The organism is Bacteroides sp. 3_1_23 (assembly GCF_000162555.1).
Taxonomy (GTDB): Bacteria; Bacteroidota; Bacteroidia; order Bacteroidales; family Bacteroidaceae; genus Bacteroides; species Bacteroides ovatus.
In genome coordinates this window covers 295,639-314,527 of the sequence record NZ_GG774954.1, presented here as the reverse complement: position 1 = coordinate 314,527, position 18,889 = coordinate 295,639, and the positions used below count along the sequence as shown (strand labels likewise).

The window sequence follows — 18,889 nt, the reverse complement described above, 5'->3', positions numbered from 1 at the left end:
GTTCTCAAGATATTAGATGATTTATTTCATTATTAAAAGCGTACGTAAGCTTTGATCGTTACACATTCTTTTCCTGCAGATTTACCATACGGGGCAATGGTATATTCTTTCACCCCGGCAGGAATGATAAATGTTTCGGCATAATGTACCACGAAAGGTTCAAAAGCATGAGTAGGACTCTCAACTACGGCCTCTTCTCCCTCCAACAGATTCAGTACATTTACACTATCGTTTGTATGATGCAATACCGGTGATGAGAAACGGTGACGGCGGGTTTCGATAAATTCGTTCGGATGCAATCCGGTACGTTCTTCTATCCAGCCTTCTCCGGAAGCAACCTCCTTGAACTGGTTGCGAAGATGTTCATTCACATATTCCGTATCCCGGTTCCAGTTGATTACGCATTTACCACGTTCCACATTGATCGGACGCGGTTTTCCATCCAGTCCCAAGCGTTGCCAGTCCCATAGTTTGAAAGTAAAGAGGTTCGGAGTCGAACTGATTTCAAGCACCATACTGTTGGCACCGGAACAATGAACCGTTCCTCCCGGAATCAGGAAGTGATCGTGTTTCTTTGTCGGAATCTTATTTACGTACTTTTCTGCGTCGAACACCAATTCACCTTTTTGTGCTTTACGCAAATCGCCGATCATCGCCTCCTTATCAACCCCCGTCTTCACTCCCAGATAAACTACGGCATCTTCTCCCGCATCCACCATGTAGTAACTTTCATCCTGTGTGTAGTACATACCGAAGCTGTCGCGGATAAATTGAGTAGTAGGATGCACCTGCAAACTCAAATTACCTCCGCCCATCGTATCCAAAAAGTCGAAACGAATAGGGAAGTCTTTTCCAAAGCGTGCCTCCACCGGTTCACCAAGCAACTCTTTACTTTTCAGTAAAACCAAATCAACCGAAGGCAGCTCAAAGCGTACTCCGTTCACTTCAAAATAAAGGCTGTTCTCTTCAGGTACACAGTCAAAGCACCAGCCGAAATTTTCACGTTCACGATCCAGGTCGCAAACCTCTTTCATCCATTGACCACCCCAGGGAGCCGGATCGAAGAAAGGAACTACCCGGAACGGTGTGTTCACCGTTGCCTCTACCCCTTTAAAGAAAGTATCCTTATCAATCATCTTCGGTGTCCCGGCCACATGGGTGTCAATCCAGAATTCTACCCTGTCAAACAATCTTTCCTTATACCTATCACATACTCTCCAATCGTTGAAATACCCTCTCTTGTATTGCAAAGAAACAGCATCGTTCCGATTGTCTATACCTAAAGCTTTTACCTCATGCCGGCGGAAACGTTGTTGGATTTCCCAACGTGCCATATCCGCATAAACTACCATCGCATCCTGTGGAGCAACAACAGCAGCACCCGTACCTATGATTACAATGGTTTCTTTTGCTTCACTGATTTGCTTCCGTGCAGCAGCCACCTTATCCGCATCCAAATAATCTTCCAGCTTCAAATTGGTAACATAGCCGAATAACACATCTTCAGTCATGAAGCGTTCTGTCAACGTTTGAATTTCTTTTTCCGGTTTCATCAAATCACGTACATTCATCACTCTTCCGGAGAATTCTTTTGAAAAAGCATCCAGCACTTCTTCTTCATATACTCCTGTATATAAATCCACAGCCAGCACTTTTCTTGCATCCATTTTCTTTTTTAACATAGAAATGATACTATCCCAACCCTGAACAAGCATCCCCGTCAGCTTCGTAGAAGGAAATTTATCATAATTAGCTTTTCTCATGTTTATAGCGTTTTTAAATTTTATATGTTCATACATACTTTCAATTGTGCAAATATATAGATTTTATTTTTATTCCAAACAAAACTTGGATTATTTTTTGATAAATCTTATATTTGCTGAAAATAAACCAATCAGAATAGATATGAAATTAGATCATAATAGTGATAAACCGCTTCATATTCAGGCAGAAGAGATACTAAGAAGACTCATAGAATCTGAAGAGTACAAAAACGGAAAGCTATTTCCCAATGAGGTCGAATTGTCTGAACAATTACATATTTCAAGGAACACATTGAGACAAGCTATCAACAAACTCGTGTTTGAGGGGCTTCTGGTGCGAAAGAAGGGCTACGGAACGAAGGTAGTAAAGAAAGGTATCGTAGGCGGAGTAAAGAACTGGCTTAGTTTCTCACAGGAGATGAAGATGTTAGGTATCGAGATTCGCAATTTCGAGCTACATATCAGTTTAAAGCGTGCAACCGAAGAAATCGGTACGTTCTTTGATTTAGGTTCCAGTCCCGACACTCGCTGCGTAGTGATGGAGCGTGTCAGAGGAAAAAAAGAATATCCGTTTGTTTACTTCATCTCTTATTTCAACCCCAATATTCCACTGACAGGAGAGGAAGATTATACACGTCCATTATACGAAATGCTGGAAACCCAATATAATATAGTGGTAAAGACCAGCAAGGAGGAGATTTCAGCCAGACTTGCAGGGGAATTTATTGCAGAGAAACTGGAGATAAAATCCAATGACCCTATATTAATAAGGAGAAGATTTGTTTATGATGTGAACGGAGTACCTATTGAATACAACGTCGGATATTATCGGGCAGACAGCTTTACTTATACAATAGAGGCAGAGAGATAGACCGTATGTTCATACATATATAATATAAGGAGGCTATTTTAGAAGTTGAAATCTCTATCTTTCCTTTAAAATAACCTCTTTATATCATCTCTCTTTCCATAATCATGTCCTACCCGTCATTTATTATCGAACTACCATTAGAGCATCCGGCAAGAATCCGATCCAGACTTTCATCCACAACACCTATCATCTGAAGTTTGGATAATAAATGATAGTAAGAAGTTTTTCCTACTCCTTCTATTCTCAACAGACTTTTCCACCCTCTTCCCGATACGATTTCCAATAAATCTTTTACTGTTCGAACATCTTGATTATACAAGACATTAGCCAACCGAGTATCAGCTACTTTACAAACAGGCAATTGAAGTATCCACTCCTCCTGCCCAACATTTATATTCTTATTATTGTCTGCCAAAGATAAAAAACGAGCATCAATAGCACGCTTTCGATAAGTAGCCAATATATCTTTTTTCAGTTTCAACCCTTTAAGTATAGAGTTATACATTTGCAATGTCTTCCCATAGGTAATTCGATGCCGATCAGCCACTTTCGCTACTGATTCTCCTGTAGAAATTGAATAGAAGATATCGCGGGTAACAGGGTGAAGAATCAATGCTGCCAGTTCACGAATGATTATTTCATATAGAGGTTTACAAGTCTTCTGTGTTCTCAATACATATAGTAGTTCATCGTATTTTGAAATGATAAAGTCCCGTTCCAGTTTCTTTTCTTCTACGATTTTAGAAAGGTAACCTGCTTCTAAACCAAGTCTTTTGTGAGCTTCCAGATAAGCATCCAAACTCTCATCATCCAAAAACAACTGATCGTTGATTCGGGAACTCGTAATGTATCCAAGATTTGCCCAATTTCTAAGAATCGTCTCCTGGATGCCGTGTCTTTCAGACATCTGTTTTGTTGTGAGCCAATTTGACATAAAAAAACGGAACTAGATTAATAATATTAACTAGTCCCGTACCTTTTATTATAAAAGAGTACGGAGCTGTCACATCCCGCTAGTAGGAGGTAGTAACGGCTACCCAATGCATACGGGCAGACAGCCCGTACCCTATGAGAAGTCATAGAAGTACAGGCGTCTTCCCAGCATGCATTAAAAAATCCGTTACAATTTCCTACTAGCCGAGGAAACGCACAATCGCACACCACAAAGGCGTGCTACGTTCCAATGACAAAGGTACAAATACTTTTCGGAAAATAACAAGAGAGAGGCATAAATGTTTAGAATGATGATTGTATAATTAAAGCGTATGTATATAAATAGACAGGCTTCAATTAGTTATCTTATTCAAATAAGAAACCACTCTACAATTAAAGCACCTCTCTCTTACATAAACTACCTACTTTTGTAGCAAATAACAATTCGTTCCACCTAGGTAGAACTAAACAAATACCATGGTCGAACCAAACGATAACCAAGGTAGAACTAAAGAATAACCTTGGTAGAACGAATTAATAGTAGTAATTAATCCATTAATAATAGAATATGAGTGCTTTATATGACTTATTTGAAAATCCACCGTCACCTGACGGAGAGAAACAACCGCTACATGCCCGTATTGTCTCCAAAGGAACCGTAGATAAAGAAGAGTTTCTGGATCGTGTCCACAAATTCACCGGTATCAGCAGAAGTTTATTGGCAGGAGCCATGGAAGCCTTTGCCAATGAAGCACGGGATTTACTAGCCGACGGCTGGAATGTAGAAATGGGAAACTTCGGATTCTTCTCTACATCGTTGCAATGTCCGCCGGTTAAAGATAAAAAAGAAATTCGGGCAGCGTCTGTCCAAATGAAAAATATTAATTTCCGCGCAAGTCGTCCATTCAAGAAAGAAGTAGGCGACAAAATGAGGCTGCAACGAGGAGAATCTATCACACGCCCTAAGAAAAATAGTATCTCCCGTGAGACGTGTCGCGACCGCCTCAACACATATTTGGAAAATCACCTATTCATCAGCCGGACAGATTATAGCCATCTGACAGGACGAAATAAAAAAGTAGCTATTGAAGAATTAAATTCCTTTATTACCGACAGAATAATCCAAAAGGAAGGGGTTGGAAAGTTGACTGTATATATAAAGGTATAAACTCTTGGAACACAGAATTAAGAGCCACAACAAGATTATTGCTGTTGTAACTCAAGTATGATTTCATCAGTGATGTAGGCATCACTCAACGTTATAAGCGGATATTGTTTATTAAGAAGCAATGCATATACCTTACTATTATAGAACAAGTGCAATGCTTTTTCGGGAGAAATATTCAAACGCTCCGCTAATTGCATCACCACACGAGTGTATTTATTCCATACTAATACATCTATCATAAACGCAGTTTATTTTATTGTTACATATTCTTTGAAAGAGAGACACTCGTCAATGAGACGTTGATTGAGAATCCTTTACCAAAGTCGAGGTTTTCGCGTCCGACACCGACCAAAGGATACTCTACGGCCTGCGTACTACCATGATAGACCTTCATACAGATTCTCCTTTTTCTTTATAATGGGCTTCCCAGTTTTCAAGAGCTTCTACCAACGTATCGGCTATGTACTCACGACTCTGGGTGTGAAGCATGTCATATCCACTTATCAGGTATTGACGGATAAGATTCAGTTTTTCCAAACGGTTATAGAGAGTAGGAGCCGGAATACCCAACTTCTGGGCGGCACTCTCAATGGCAAAAATCACAAACTCCATGACTTTGCCATCAACAACGGGGGCTGATTGGCTTGAATGTAGCATACTATACCTCTATTATCTTAGTGTAATATGTACAAATATAGTGTTTATTCTTGCAACGTTCATCGTTTTTCGGCATATTTTATGATTATCAAGAACATTTGAGTATCGTGAAACTGATTGAAATACTCCCTATTTGGAAATGGCTATTAAAGTAGAACATCTAAGAATCTATAAATCAGAATCATACAAACAAAATAAATAAAAGTGAATCAAAGTACGTACATCTAGGATCGTTAAAGCACCTCCCCGGAAAGTGCCCATAGTATCTTTGCATCGTGATCACAAAGAGAATTGATAAGTAAAGTAACTAATTAAAAAAAAACAAAAAACTATGGCACTTAGATACGTCATTAAAAAAAGAACATTCGGCTTTGATAAAACTAAAGCTGAAAAATATGTAGCACAAAATGTAATCACCAATACGTTGGATTTCAGAGATTTGTGTGAGGAAATCACTAAAGTTGGAATGGTTCCCAGTGGAGCAGTGAAATTTGTACTCGATGCTTTGATCGATACATTGAATCTCAACCTTAGAAAAGGCATCTCTGTTCAATTAGGAGATTTCGGATGCTTCCGTCCAGGTATGAATTGCGAAAGTCAGGATGCTGAAAAAGATGTAGATAGCGATACGATACGCAGAGTGAAAATCATTTTCACTCCGGGCTACAAATTCAAAGAGATGCTAAGTAAAGTCAGTGTTCAAAAAGCGGTGGCTTCCGATGATGGTTCCATCAGCCCGGAGCAACCGGATCCCAACCCGAATCCAAACCCGGATGACGGCAAAGGAGAAGCACCGGACCCGGCAGCATAAGACTAATCATCAGCCTTTAAAAGCAGGAAAACAGTACCCGCCTACGGGCGGATACTGTTTCCCAAAGTATTCCTGTAAAAGACTTGACAACGCCTTTTTTATTTTGTATCTTTACAACATCTTAAAACATTAAAATATCAACATGAAAGAATTGCCATCAGAAGAGGAAGAAATTCCGTTTCGCATTAAAACTTATAAGAAAAAGGAATTGGCTTGTATGTACAATCCGAACATTACACCCCGTTGCGCCATACGCATATTCACCAAATGGATTAAAATAAATAAAGAACTGCTCCGGTTATTGACTGCCACAGGTTATCATCCGCGTACACGAACTTTTACTCCCCGACAGGTACAAATCATCACCAGTATTCTGGACATTCCATAAGGATGTCCAGAATACTGGTTTTATCATTGCAGTTGTCCCGCCGCTTTCAAATAAGCCACATAATTCACATACAATTGGAAATGGGCATCCACTTTCGTCTGATAAGCCTGCTGCCAAAGCACTTGTGCTTCCAGATAATCCGAAAGAGTTTCCAGTCCCACTTCATATTGCTTACCACTGACTTTCATATTCTCCTCTGCCTGTTCCAGCGAACGTTCGGAAAGCTCCGTTTCCAACCGGGCCTCATCCAGATTATTGGCAGCTTGCATCAACTCCAGCAACATCTTTTCATTGACATTTTCCTGTTCAAGACGAGCTTGTTCCAACTTCACTTTGGCAGACTTTACTTTATTGGTACGTTCGCCAAAATGAAACAGAGGGACAGAGACATTCAGGAATACGGAAAAAGCACCCTTTTTCATCAAAGTTTCATCATTGACTTCCAATCCGTGAAGATAATCATAACTACCTCTGACGCCGATACGCGGTAACAGTTCACTACGATTCAGCTTTACCTCCTGCTCGGCAATGGCTATTTGTTTGTTCAAGATTCCATATTCGGGACGGGCAGTTATGTCAGAGACCTGCACTTTCCACTCCTGCTCCACTTCCGGAAAATCATCGGATATATCAATCTGTGCTGTCAAAGGGCGGCCGATGTAATGACAAAGATTCATACTTGCAAGACGGAGGGCGTTATCAGCCTTTCGCAAAGAAAGTTCACTCTCGTTGAGCTTCACTTGCACTTTCAGTACATCATTTTGCGGTTTCATGCCATGCCGATGAGCACTCTTTACATTTTTGGAAAGTTCCGTCAGTAAGGCGTGATATTTTTCCGCTACTTTTTTCATCTCCTTGGCTTTCACTAACTGCACGTATGCTTTATCTGTATTCAGAATAACTTCCGAAGTAGTTAAAGCTTCGTTCAAATGTGCCATTTCCTTTCCCAATAGTGACATTTTATAGGCGGCACGGATTTTTCCTCCCATATAAAGAGGTTGCTCCACTTGTACACCGCCCGAGTAAACAGTTCCGACCTTATAGTCCAGATTCAGTCCGGGAAAATAAGCGAAACCGCTCGATACCAGTTCTCCGGTAGCAGGATTGGGCAAGAAAACCGGAAGGTTTCCTCCCGGAACTCCGAGACTTCCGTCCGCTGTGCTATAAATACCCGTTCCGTTGACTGTAAAATTAGGGAAGAAATTGGCTTTATAACTAAGAGACATCAATCGGGCTGCTTCCGTCTGCTTATTAGCGGCAGCCATATCCTTATTATATTTCAGTGCCATTTCACGGCATTGCGCCAGACTTAGTTTTTCTTGCGCGGCAAGAGAAACCGACAGGCCGAACAATACACCCGCTACACTAATGGCTACAAGAATTTCTTTTTTCATTTGTCTGTCTTTTTTATATGAAAGAATAATGCATACAAAATCGGGATAAAAAGCAACGTTATCAACGTGCCGAACAGCAACCCACCCATAATAGAAGCCGCCAACGAACCGAACATGGCATCCGGCAACAATGGAATCATTCCCAAAATCGTAGTCAGCGAAGCCATCATCACGGGACGGAGACGACTTTGCGAACTGTCTATCAATGCCGTCACAGGTTCTACTCCCTGATTAATCTGCAAAGTGATCTCATCCATCAATACAATACCATTCTTAATAATCATGCCGATCAATCCCAATGTACCGACGATAGCCACAAAGTTGAATGTCTTCCCGGTAAGCAGCATTACAGCAACAACACCGACAAATACCAGCGGAATAGTACAGAAGATGATAACCGGTTTCCGGTAATCTTTGAACAGCATGATTAGAATGGATATCATCAGAATGATAGCAAACGGGAAATTCTTGAACAGATATTGCATAGACTTTGTGCTGGCGTTCCTCTCGCCTTGCCATTGAAGCCGATATCCGTCAGGCAGCGGAATCTGTTCAATCTGCGTGGCAATGGATTGCCGCGCCTTCTCCGTTTCTACCCCCGGAACAGGAGAACATTGCACCCGTTGGCTACGCTGCCCGTTATAACGGGGAACCACCGGATCTTCCCACTTCACATCAATCCGCTTACTGATTTGTTTTAACGGAGTTGTTCCCATCAACGTTTCCACCAGTTCTTCTTTTGATAGTGTTCCTGTCTTCAGTTTCATCATCATTTCCTGTGTCAGCAAACCGTTCAGAGAAGGAAGAGACGAGAATATCTGCGTATTGCCCAGGTTTTCAATCGGATTTCCGTGTTCGTCCAGACAACGCAAGTAGATATTATCTTTGTGAATACCTTCGTAGAAAGACCCGATAGGGATGCCGCTGGTAGCGGTCAGTAGAGATAGGCTTACATCATTACGGCTCAATCCGATAGCACGTGCCGCAGGCTGGTCATATTCAATAGTCAGTACCGGAATTTGCGGTTCCCAGTCCGTGGTAATCAGGTAAACATCCGGGCAATTCTCCATAATCTTGCGGGCACTGTCTGCCAACTGATGCAAAACAGCAGGATCAGGACCGGTAAATTGCACTTCAATAGGATATTTCTTGAACATCAGATTGTAGCGGTTCATCTTTACGTAAGCATCCGGATAATGTTGTGAAAGATATTGTTGAATTTCCGCCATGTTATCCACCAAATCGTCCGGAGAGGTGAAGTCGATAATCAGTTCACCGTAAGATAAGGAAGGATTGGCTACGTTACGCACCAAGTTATAACGAGCAGGTGTACCACCGATAGAAGTAGTGACGTGTGTAACTTCCGGACGCTTTTTCAGGTAAACTTCGATTTCTTCCAAGTCACGTGCTACACGAGTGGAGTTAGTCCCTTCCGGCAATTTATATTCCATGTAAAGCTGATCGTAGACCATATCCGGGAAAAAGCCCTGCTTCATAAACCGATAACTGAAAGCCGAAAGCAATACCAAAGCAATCATTGTAAACACAAAACTCCAACGATGTGCCAGACTGAATTTCAATAATGAACGGAGCACAGCATAAATCTTTCCTTCATACACACGTTTTCCGGCAGCAGTAGTTGCCGCAGAGATTTCCGGATGCAAAATCCGGTCAGCCATCAACGGGACGTGCACCAAAGCCAGCACCCAACTAAGCAATAAGGAAACAGCGAGTACGATAAACAAATCGCGCGTATAAACGCCTGCCGTATCAGGAGACATAAAGATAGGAAGAAAAGCGATGATGGCAATCAGAGTAGCTCCCAGCAAAGGCATCGCTGTCTGCCGTCCGATGGCAGTCATTGCCTCCATCCGACTCTTTCCGGCTTTCAAATCTACCAAAATACCGTCGATGATAACAATCGCATTATCCACCAGCATCCCCATCGCAAGCACGAACGAGGCCAATGAAACACGCTGCATCGTACCGTTCATAAAATAAAGGAACAGAAAGGAACCGAATACCGTCACTACCAAACTGATACCGATAATCACCCCGCTCTTAAATCCCATAGCAATCATCAGAATAACAACTACGATAATCACAGATTCTATCAGATTAAGAATGAACGTCCCCAACGAACTGCCTACACGTTCCGGCTGATAGAAAACTTTATGGCACTCTACCCCCGCTGGAAGGCGTTCGACTTTCAGTTGCTCCAATTTCTTTTCCACTTGATGCCCCACTTTGATAATGTCGGCATCCGAAGAAGCGGCCACCATTATTCCTATCGCACGCTGACGGTCATAAAACAATTCGTTGCGGGTAGGATCTTCATAATCTTTCTCAATACGGGCTATATCACTCAACCGCAACTGATCGGCATCATGTCCCTGAATCAGCATACGACCGATATCCTCCACCGTCTTAAACTTGTCACTGACTGTCACCCGGATACGATTATCGCCATTATCATAGTAACCAGTATAAGTCGTTTGGTTCTGTCCGTTCAATGTGGCTAGCACTTCGGCGGGTTTCACACCCAAGTTAGCCATCCGGTCTTGCAAAAGAGAGATATTAATACATTCGGGACGTTTACCGTATAAGTCGACGCGTTCCACCCCATCCAGTTCGCTGACTTCACGTTTCACCAGTTCTGAATAATCAGACAGTTCCCTGTCGGAAAGTCCGTCACCCGTCAAAGCGAAAAACATTCCGTAAACATTTCCAAAATCATCTTTTACAATAGAAGGACTGGCACCTTCGGGAAGTTCTGCCTGTGCGTTCGCCACTTTACGACGCAACAGATCCCAGCATTGTTCTACGTCCGTCTCTTTGACAGTCGTTTTCAGTTCTACCTGAATCAGGGAGAGATCGTTGTAGGAATAACTTTCCACATTATCTATATTCCCCATGGAGCGAATATTCTTCTCCAGTACATCCGTCACCTCTAATTCTACCTGATGCGCAGACGCACCGGGATAGGTGGTGACTACCATGGCAAGCTTTACCGTTATTTCTGGGTCTTCCAGTTTACTCATTTCATAACTGGAATAAGCTCCTCCTACAATCAGTACGGCAATCAGGAAGTAGATTAACTTCTTGTTCTCAAATGCCCATTTACTAATATCAATCATAGCAGTCCTCCCACATTGGTTTCAGCAGCCGGAAGAAGCGGTTCCACCTGTTCTCCCTCTTTTACATGATGCACCCCCGAAGCGACAACCAAATCACCGGGATTCGCTCCGTCTGAAGTAATCAGGCATCTGCCGTCGCTAAGCAGACGGGTGACGGTCACATCACAACGGCGAATAGCGTGACTGGAAGCATCATAAAGAAAGATACTCGTACGCCCGTTCTCACGAAGAATCGCTCCACCGGGAACCGACAGGTTACACACATCTCCTTCACTACATTCGATAGTTACCATTGTATTCATGCCGGGCGATGGAACTGCCTGTTTATCTTCTTTTTTCAGTTGAAGCCGCATAGTGTACAACTGATTGGCATTTGCCTTAGGGGTGACACTAATCAGTTCCAAAGCATATCTTTGATGAGGATAAATATCGAATGTACAATAGTAGCGGGTAAACTGCTGTCGACGAATATATTCCACTGCCGGAAGATTAATCTCCACCTCCGGGCTTCCCTCACTGATGATGGAAACGACGGGCATACCGGCAGCTACCGTCTCATGGGAATCAAAAAGACGTTTCTGCACATATCCGTTAAAAGGAGCATACAAACGGGTGTATGCCAACTGGTCTTTAGCATGGTTATATTTGGCGGTAATCTGTCTCAATCCGTACACGGCCTTATCGTTAGCATCCGGTGTTGTCACATTTTCCTTATAAAGTGCCATCACCCGTTCCGCCTCCGCTTTCACACTTTGATATTCTGCTTCTGCCGCATCCAGCTGAATCTGATAGTCTGTCGGATCTAATTCTGCCAATAATTGCCCTTTACGCACATAGGCACCGTCATTTACATGCATATACTGAATAGTACCACTCACCCGGAAAGACAGACTTATGTCCTGTGCCGCTTTCACTCGACCCGGAAACTGCAAAGCTATTTGTCTGTCGGCAGAAAGTACGGTATCAATCTTCACTGCCGGCTTACTGTCTGTGTTTTGTACACGTTGCCCACACGAAGTCAACAGAACTGCTAAAAATCCTGTTAATAAGAAGTCTAATCGTCTCATATTTTCACTTATTAGTTAGTTGCCACAAAAGTATCCCAAGCAAACATGAGGAGAAAGGTTGATTTAGACGAAACATTGTTCTATTTGTACGTTACCTAAGATAAAAAGCCGAAATAGTTTGCTATTTGTATTTATTTGTTTATTACTTTGTAAAGAAATTCATTTCAACGAAAAGGAATATGGAACCACTGATGCCATTCAAGTATGTTATAATATCTCCGGAAGATACTTCCATGAAAGAAGGATGCATTATTTCCGAATTCAACCAATGCGGACTTTTCCTCTGCCAGAAAGGACAGGCGGAAATCCTGTTGGGAGGTAGACCATATCAGATTAACAAAAGGAATCTTTTCATATATACAGCAGCCAACCTTCTACAGATACGCCAAAGAAGCGCAGACTTGGAAGGAATCATGATAGAGGTCGACCTGGATTATGTCATACCAATAGTAAACAAAGTAGCTAACTCGGAAAATTTGCTTTATTTGCGGGAAAATCCCTGCCTGTCGCTCTCTGAAGAGCAATATACATTTGTAGAGAACTTGCTCAAATCTGTAGAAAAACGAATTAACAGGGAGAATATTTGTAACAGTTCCCGACAGAAACAACATTTAACTTCTGAATTAATCAAATCCTGGGGACAGGTGATATGCTATGAGTTATTAAACATTTATTTCAGTAACGAACCCCAAACACCACTGCCACAGGATAAAAAGGATAAAATCTTCCAAAATTTCATGATTACCCTTTATCGATATTATCGTCAGGAACGTGATGTTACTTTTTATGCAGACAAGCAATGCTTGTCCGCCCGATATTTTTCTTCTGTCATCAAGGAGAAATCAGGGAGCAGTGCTTTGCAGTGGATCATACAGAATGTCATTACAGAAGCTAAATATCTGCTCGATAATACCGATTTAAGTATTAAGGAAATAACAACCAAACTCAACTTCCCCACACAATCATTCTTCGGGAAATATTTCAAGCAGTATGTCGGTATATCTCCTAAAGAATATCGGAACAAACTTATCAAACAGTAACTTTCTTAAACTGCCGGAACTGCCACCACAACATTCCTCCGGATATAAGACTAGCCGCCAAATCTGCCACAGGCATACTGGCCCAAACGCCCATTTGTCCATAATAGTGAGGTAGAATCAATAAACAGGGAACGAGAAATAACATCTGCCGCGTCAGCGACAAGAAAATGGCTTTACTTGCCATTCCAATACTCTGGAAGAAGTTGGAAGCTACCATCTGAAACCCAACAATCGGGTAGAAAAATACCACAATACGAAAACCTTTAGAAGCAATGCTGATTAACTCTTCGTCCGAAGTAAAGATGGAAGATACGATTTCCGGAATAAACATACCGATCAGAAAACCAATCGTTGTCACTACAGTTGCACAACAAATGGTTACTTTCAGTACTTCCGTCACACGAGGATAGAGCTTCGCACCAAAATTATATCCCGCAATGGGCTGCATCCCTTGGTTTAGTCCCAATACAATCATAATAAAGACAAAAACAATACGATTAACAATACCGAATGCACCGATCGCCAAATCACCTCCATGCTCTTTTAATCCCTGATTAATCAGAATCACAATAAAGCAAGACGCCATATTCATCAGAAAGGGAGACATACCAATAGCCAGCGAATCCAACACGATTTTCCGTTTCAAACGAAAAATCCCCTTTTTCAACCGTATCAGTTCATCTTTGCGGCAGAACAGATGAAGCTGCCAGACCAATGCAATCAACTGCGCACAAACCGTAGCCGTAGCCGCCCCACGGATTCCCCAGTCGAATACAAAAATAAACAATGGAGCAAGCAATACATTGATTATCACTGTCGTTATTGTTGCCATCATCGCTTTCTGCGGATGGCCCGAAGCACGGAGCACTGCATTCAGCCCCAGATATAAATGGGTAACCACATTTCCGAGCAAGATAACCTGCATAAATTCACGGGCATACTTCACCGTTTCATCGCTTCCTCCGAAAAAGTAAAGTATCGGATCGAGAAAAGGAAGAACGATTACCGTAAAAGAGATACCTATAATAAGGTTTAATACAAACACATTTCCCAAAACCTGCTGTGCGGTATCATAATCTTTCTGTCCTAGCTTCACCGAAATCAATGTAGCCGCACCGACACCGACCAACGAGCCGAAAGCCGCGGCAAGATTCATTAGCGGGAAAGTTAATGCCAACCCGGAAATAGCCATCGCACCTACCCCGTGACCGATAAAAATACTATCTACCATATTGTAAAGAGAAGACGCCGTCATGGCGATAATTGCCGGAATGGCATACTGCATTAAAAGCTTCCCAATCTTTTCCGTACCCAACGCAGTGGGTGTCTTTTGTCCTGTCATACCTATTAGTTTGAGACGGCAAAGATACAAAAAAGAGGTGGATTACAGGATATATGAGAAAAGTTTCGTATTTTTGCCTCCAAAATTGAGTTAATACGTAACGAAATGAATATATTAGAACTAAGTGAACAGGAAATCATTCGACGCAACAGCCTGAATGAGCTTCGTGCGATGGGTATTGATCCATACCCTGCAGCAGAGTATGTAACCAATGCTTTCTCTACAGATATTAAAGCTGAATTTAAAGACGACGAGGAGCCACGCCAAGTTTCCGTAGCCGGCCGTATCATGAGCCGCCGCGTGATGGGTAAAGCATCTTTCGTTGAATTGCAAGACTCTAAAGGTCGCATCCAGGTGTACATCACCCGCGATGATATCTGCCCGGGAGAAGACAAGGAACTGTACAACTCTGTATTCAAACGCCTGCTCGACTTAGGTGACTTTATCGGTATCGAAGGTTTCGTGTTCCGCACACAAATGGGTGAAATCAGTATCCATGCTAAGAAACTGACTGTACTTGCAAAGTCTATCAAACCGTTGCCTATCGTTAAATACAAAGACGGGGTAGCTTATGACTCTTTTGAAGATCCCGAACTCCGTTATCGCCAACGCTATGTGGACCTGGTAGTGAACGACGGTATCAAAGAAACATTCCTGAAACGTGCCACTGTTGTGAAAACATTGCGCAATGCTTTGGACGAAGCCGGTTACACGGAAGTGGAAACTCCCATCCTGCAATCTATTGCCGGTGGAGCAAGCGCACGACCGTTCATCACTCACCATAACTCACTGGACATGGATCTTTACCTGCGTATCGCAACAGAACTTTATCTGAAGCGACTGATCGTAGGTGGTTTTGAAGGTGTATATGAAATAGGTAAGAACTTCCGTAACGAGGGTATGGACAAAACCCATAACCCGGAGTTCACTTGTATGGAACTCTACGTACAATATAAGGATTACAACTGGATGATGAATTTCACCGAAAAGTTGTTGGAACGTATTTGTATCGCAGTAAACGGTAGCACAGAAACAGTGGTTGACGGAAAAACCATCAACTTCAAAGCTCCTTACCGCCGTCTGCCTATTCTGGACGCTATCAAAGAAAAGACAGGATATGACCTGAACGGCAAGAGCGAAGAGGAAATCCGCCAAGTCTGCAAAGAACTGAAGATGGAAGAAATCGACGAGACGATGGGTAAAGGCAAGCTGATTGATGAAATTTTCGGAGAATTCTGCGAAGGTACATATATCCAGCCGACTTTCATCACCGATTATCCGGTTGAAATGTCTCCGCTGACCAAGATGCACCGCTCTAAACCGGGACTGACCGAACGTTTCGAACTGATGGTGAACGGTAAAGAGCTGGCTAATGCCTACTCGGAATTGAACGATCCGCTGGATCAGGAAGAACGTTTCAAAGAACAAATGCGTTTGGCCGACAAGGGAGACGACGAAGCGATGATTATCGATCAGGACTTCCTGCGCGCTTTACAATACGGTATGCCTCCTACATCGGGTATCGGTATCGGTATCGACCGTCTGGTGATGTTAATGACCGGACAGACTACCATTCAGGAAGTATTGTTCTTCCCGCAAATGCGCCCGGAAAAAGTAGTGAAAAAAGACGCTGCTGCCAAATACATGGAATTGGGAATCGCAGAAGACTGGGTTCCGGTGATTCAAAAAGCCGGTTACAACACAGTTGCCGACATGAAAGATGTCAATCCGCAGAAGCTGCACCAGGACATCTGCGGCATTAACAAGAAATATAAATTAGAACTGACCAATCCGTCGGTAAACGACGTAACTGAGTGGATACAGAAAATTTAATAAGTTCTTCATCCAAATCCATACAAATGAAATTACCCGGCAAGATAGCGATAATGGGCGGAGGAAGTTGGGCTACAGCCATCGCAAAGATGTGTCTGGCCCAAGAGGACTCTATCAATTGGTACATGCGGCGAGACGACCGCATTGCCGATTTTAAACGATTAGGGCACAATCCGGCTTATCTGACAGGAGTGAAATTTGATACGAGACGCATCACTTTCAGTTCCAACATCAACGATGTTGTGAAAGAATCGGATACACTGATCTTCGTCACTCCCTCTCCTTATCTGAAGGCGCATCTGAAAAAGTTGAAAACCAAGATAAAAGATAAGTTTATCATCACCGCTATCAAAGGAATCGTACCCGATGACAACGTTATTGTATCGGAATACTTCACAAAAGAATATGGTGTGCCACCAGAAAACATAGCAGTCCTTGCAGGTCCCTGCCACGCAGAAGAAGTAGCTTTGGAGCGACTCTCCTACCTGACTATCGCCTGCCCTGATAAAGACAAGGCACGTATCTTCGCACGCCGTCTGGGAAGCAGTTTTATCAAAACATCTGTCAGTGATGACGTGGCGGGTATCGAATACAGTTCGGTGCTCAAAAACGTGTATGCCATTGCTGCCGGTATCTGTAGCGGACTGAAATATGGCGACAACTTCCAGGCTGTATTGATTTCTAACGCCATTCAGGAAATGAATCGTTTCCTGAACACGGTGCATCCGTTGAACAGAAACGTGGATGAATCTGTTTATCTGGGGGATTTATTGGTGACCGGCTACTCCAACTTTAGTCGTAACCGTACTTTCGGAACGATGATAGGTAAAGGGTATTCCGTGAAGAGTGCGCAAATTGAAATGGAAATGATTGCAGAGGGTTACTATGGTACGAAATGTATCAAAGAAATCAATAAGCATCATCATGTCAATATGCCGATACTGGACGCTGTGTATAACATCCTATACGAACGTATCTCACCAATGATCGAGATTAAATTGCTGACTGACTCTTTTAGATAATCTTTAAACAAGAACGATATGATTAGTTTAAACATTGAAAAGACATTTGGATTTATCTCCAAAGAAAAGGTTTTTGCTTACGAAGCTGAAGTAAAAGCCGCACAGGAAATGCTTGAAAAAGGTACAGGCAAAGGTAATGACTTTTTAGGATGGTTGCATTTGCCTTCTTCTATCACTAAAGAACACTTAGCCGACCTGAACGCTACAGCAAAAGTATTAAGAGATAACTGTGAAGTAGTAATCGTTGCCGGTATCGGTGGCAGCTATCTGGGTGCCCGTGCCGTAATCGAAGCTTTGTCTAACAGCTTCACTTGGCTGCAGGAAAAGAAAACGGCTCCTGTCATGATCTATGCAGGACACAATATCAGCGAAGATTATCTGTACGAACTGACTGAATATCTGAAAGATAAGAAATTCGGTGTCATCAATATTTCTAAATCAGGAACTACTACCGAAACTGCTCTTGCTTTCCGTTTGCTGAAAAAGCAATGTGAAGATCAGCGCGGTAAAGAAACTGCAAAGAAAGTAATCGTTGCTGTGACGGACGCTAAAAAAGGTGCTGCCCGTGTTACAGCTGACAAAGAAGGATATAAAACATTTATCATCCCTGACAACGTAGGCGGACGTTTCTCTGTACTGACTCCGGTTGGTTTGCTGCCTATCGCAGTAGCCGGATTTGATATCGACAAACTGGTTGCCGGTGCTGCCGATATGGAAAAAGTATGCGGATCGGACGTTGCATTTACTGAAAACCCGGCTGCTATTTATGCTGCTACCCGCAATGAGTTGTACAGGAATGGCAAGAAGATCGAAATCCTCGTTAACTTCTGCCCGAAACTGCACTATGTAAGCGAATGGTGGAAACAGCTTTACGGAGAATCGGAAGGAAAAGACAATAAGGGTATCTTCCCTGCATCGGTAGATTTCTCTACAGACCTTCATTCTATGGGTCAATGGATTCAGGAAGGCGAACGTTCTATCTTCGAAACTGTGATTTCAGTAGAGAAAGTTAACCACAAACTGGAAGTTCCTTCTGACGAAGCAAATCTGGACGGCTTGAACTTCTTAGCCGGCAAGCGTGTGGACGAAGTGAACAAGATGGCCGAACTGGGAACGCAGCTGGCTCACGTAGACGGTGGCGTACCTAATATGCGCATCGTACTTCCGGAATTGAGCGAATACAACATTGGTGGTCTGCTCTATTTCTTCGAAAAGGCTTGTGGTATCAGCGGTTATTTGTTGGGCGTGAACCCATTCAACCAACCGGGTGTGGAAGCATACAAAAAGAATATGTTTGCCTTGCTGGACAAACCGGGTTATGAAGAGGAATCCAAAGCAATCCGTGCAAAACTATAAATCAAGAACGTTTTATAAACGGTAAACTATAAACAATGAACGGTGAACAACTATGCTATATACATGGATTTGTTCACCGTTCATTATTATATTCAATTGATTGCAGT

17 protein-coding genes are annotated in these 18,889 nt (G+C 42.6%); 8 read left to right on the top strand and 9 right to left on the bottom strand.

Annotated features, from left to right (window positions below):
• Positions 1-32: 32 nt before the first annotated feature.
• Positions 33-1,763 carry a class I mannose-6-phosphate isomerase gene (locus HMPREF9010_RS07585; protein ID WP_032852856.1) on the bottom strand — a complete coding sequence of 577 codons (1,731 nt, stop codon included), beginning with the start codon at positions 1,761-1,763 and terminating at the stop codon, positions 33-35.
• A gap of 142 nt (positions 1,764-1,905) precedes the next feature.
• Here HMPREF9010_RS07585 and HMPREF9010_RS07590 point away from each other — a divergent pair, with 142 nt between their 5' ends.
• Entirely contained in the window at positions 1,906-2,634 is a 729-nt protein-coding gene (locus HMPREF9010_RS07590) for a GntR family transcriptional regulator (protein WP_032852854.1), read from the top strand.
• 109 nt (positions 2,635-2,743) lie between these two features.
• On the opposite strand, the gene HMPREF9010_RS07595 is transcribed toward HMPREF9010_RS07590, so the two are convergent.
• On the bottom strand, positions 2,744-3,541 hold the full coding sequence (locus tag HMPREF9010_RS07595) for a hypothetical protein (RefSeq protein WP_008650188.1): 798 nt from the start codon (positions 3,539-3,541) through the stop codon (positions 2,744-2,746).
• A 594-nt stretch (positions 3,542-4,135) separates the two neighbouring features.
• On the opposite strand from HMPREF9010_RS07595, the gene HMPREF9010_RS07600 reads away from it, so the two are divergent.
• Positions 4,136-4,735, top strand: coding sequence for a DsbA family protein (locus HMPREF9010_RS07600; protein WP_008650186.1), 600 nt, complete (start codon positions 4,136-4,138; stop codon positions 4,733-4,735).
• A 35-nt stretch (positions 4,736-4,770) separates the two neighbouring features.
• On the opposite strand, the gene HMPREF9010_RS07605 is transcribed toward HMPREF9010_RS07600, so the two are convergent.
• From HMPREF9010_RS07605 to HMPREF9010_RS07610, 3 genes are read right to left on the bottom strand one after another with little or no spacing between them, the layout of a single operon-like run.
• A complete protein-coding gene (locus tag HMPREF9010_RS07605) occupies positions 4,771-4,974 on the bottom strand; it encodes a DUF3791 domain-containing protein (protein WP_004299389.1) in 204 nt (67 codons plus the stop codon).
• Positions 4,975-4,994: 20 nt separating this feature from the next.
• The gene (locus tag HMPREF9010_RS25580; RefSeq protein WP_004299388.1) at positions 4,995-5,129 is read right to left on the bottom strand and encodes a DUF3990 domain-containing protein; all 135 of its coding nucleotides are present in this window, start codon (positions 5,127-5,129) and stop codon (positions 4,995-4,997) included.
• On the bottom strand, positions 5,126-5,392 hold the full coding sequence (locus tag HMPREF9010_RS07610) for a DUF3791 domain-containing protein (RefSeq protein ID WP_004299387.1): 267 nt from the start codon (positions 5,390-5,392) through the stop codon (positions 5,126-5,128). Before HMPREF9010_RS07610 ends, HMPREF9010_RS25580 begins: the two co-directional genes overlap by 4 nt.
• A gap of 331 nt (positions 5,393-5,723) precedes the next feature.
• On the opposite strand from HMPREF9010_RS07610, the gene HMPREF9010_RS07615 reads away from it, so the two are divergent.
• Both HMPREF9010_RS07615 and HMPREF9010_RS07620 read left to right on the top strand, forming a co-directional pair.
• Complete coding sequence (locus HMPREF9010_RS07615) at positions 5,724-6,203, top strand: HU family DNA-binding protein (RefSeq protein WP_008650185.1); 480 nt, start codon at positions 5,724-5,726, stop codon at positions 6,201-6,203.
• Positions 6,204-6,345: 142 nt separating this feature from the next.
• Positions 6,346-6,591, top strand: coding sequence for a DUF4248 domain-containing protein (locus HMPREF9010_RS07620; protein ID WP_004299385.1), 246 nt, complete (start codon positions 6,346-6,348; stop codon positions 6,589-6,591).
• A 23-nt stretch (positions 6,592-6,614) separates the two neighbouring features.
• Here the strand turns inward: HMPREF9010_RS07620 and HMPREF9010_RS07625 are convergent, their stop codons facing one another.
• Genes HMPREF9010_RS07625 through HMPREF9010_RS07635 form a run of 3 tightly spaced genes read right to left on the bottom strand, consistent with a single transcriptional unit; the run spans position 6,615 to position 12,189 of the window.
• The gene (locus HMPREF9010_RS07625; protein ID WP_008650184.1) at positions 6,615-7,985 is read right to left on the bottom strand and encodes a TolC family protein; all 1,371 of its coding nucleotides are present in this window, start codon (positions 7,983-7,985) and stop codon (positions 6,615-6,617) included.
• Positions 7,982-11,122: an efflux RND transporter permease subunit gene (locus tag HMPREF9010_RS07630; protein WP_008650183.1), complete on the bottom strand. Its 3,141-nt coding sequence runs from the start codon at positions 11,120-11,122 to the stop codon at positions 7,982-7,984. The genes HMPREF9010_RS07625 and HMPREF9010_RS07630 overlap by 4 nt, the downstream gene beginning before the upstream one ends.
• Positions 11,119-12,189, bottom strand: a complete 1,071-nt coding sequence (locus HMPREF9010_RS07635; RefSeq protein ID WP_008650182.1) for an efflux RND transporter periplasmic adaptor subunit — start codon at positions 12,187-12,189, stop codon at positions 11,119-11,121. The genes HMPREF9010_RS07630 and HMPREF9010_RS07635 overlap by 4 nt, the downstream gene beginning before the upstream one ends.
• 179 nt (positions 12,190-12,368) lie before the next feature.
• Between HMPREF9010_RS07635 and HMPREF9010_RS07640 the strand changes: the two genes are divergently transcribed.
• Positions 12,369-13,229 (top strand): AraC family transcriptional regulator, encoded by an 861-nt coding sequence (locus HMPREF9010_RS07640; protein WP_008650181.1) that lies wholly within the window; start codon positions 12,369-12,371, stop codon positions 13,227-13,229.
• On the opposite strand, the gene HMPREF9010_RS07645 is transcribed toward HMPREF9010_RS07640, so the two are convergent.
• Positions 13,219-14,571 carry an MATE family efflux transporter gene (locus tag HMPREF9010_RS07645; protein ID WP_008650178.1) on the bottom strand — a complete coding sequence of 451 codons (1,353 nt, stop codon included), beginning with the start codon at positions 14,569-14,571 and terminating at the stop codon, positions 13,219-13,221. The two genes, HMPREF9010_RS07640 and HMPREF9010_RS07645, sit on opposite strands and share 11 nt — an antisense overlap.
• A 105-nt stretch (positions 14,572-14,676) precedes the next feature.
• Here HMPREF9010_RS07645 and lysS point away from each other — a divergent pair, with 105 nt between their 5' ends.
• Genes lysS through HMPREF9010_RS07660 form a run of 3 tightly spaced genes read left to right on the top strand, consistent with a single transcriptional unit; the run spans position 14,677 to position 18,782 of the window.
• Positions 14,677-16,404 carry a lysine--tRNA ligase gene (gene lysS / locus HMPREF9010_RS07650; protein WP_004306657.1) on the top strand — a complete coding sequence of 576 codons (1,728 nt, stop codon included), beginning with the start codon at positions 14,677-14,679 and terminating at the stop codon, positions 16,402-16,404.
• A 26-nt stretch (positions 16,405-16,430) separates the two neighbouring features.
• Positions 16,431-17,426, top strand: coding sequence for an NAD(P)H-dependent glycerol-3-phosphate dehydrogenase (locus HMPREF9010_RS07655; RefSeq protein WP_004299378.1), 996 nt, complete (start codon positions 16,431-16,433; stop codon positions 17,424-17,426).
• 18 nt (positions 17,427-17,444) lie between these two features.
• On the top strand, positions 17,445-18,782 hold the full coding sequence (locus HMPREF9010_RS07660; RefSeq protein WP_008650174.1) for a glucose-6-phosphate isomerase: 1,338 nt from the start codon (positions 17,445-17,447) through the stop codon (positions 18,780-18,782).
• Positions 18,783-18,889 lie beyond the last annotated feature (107 nt).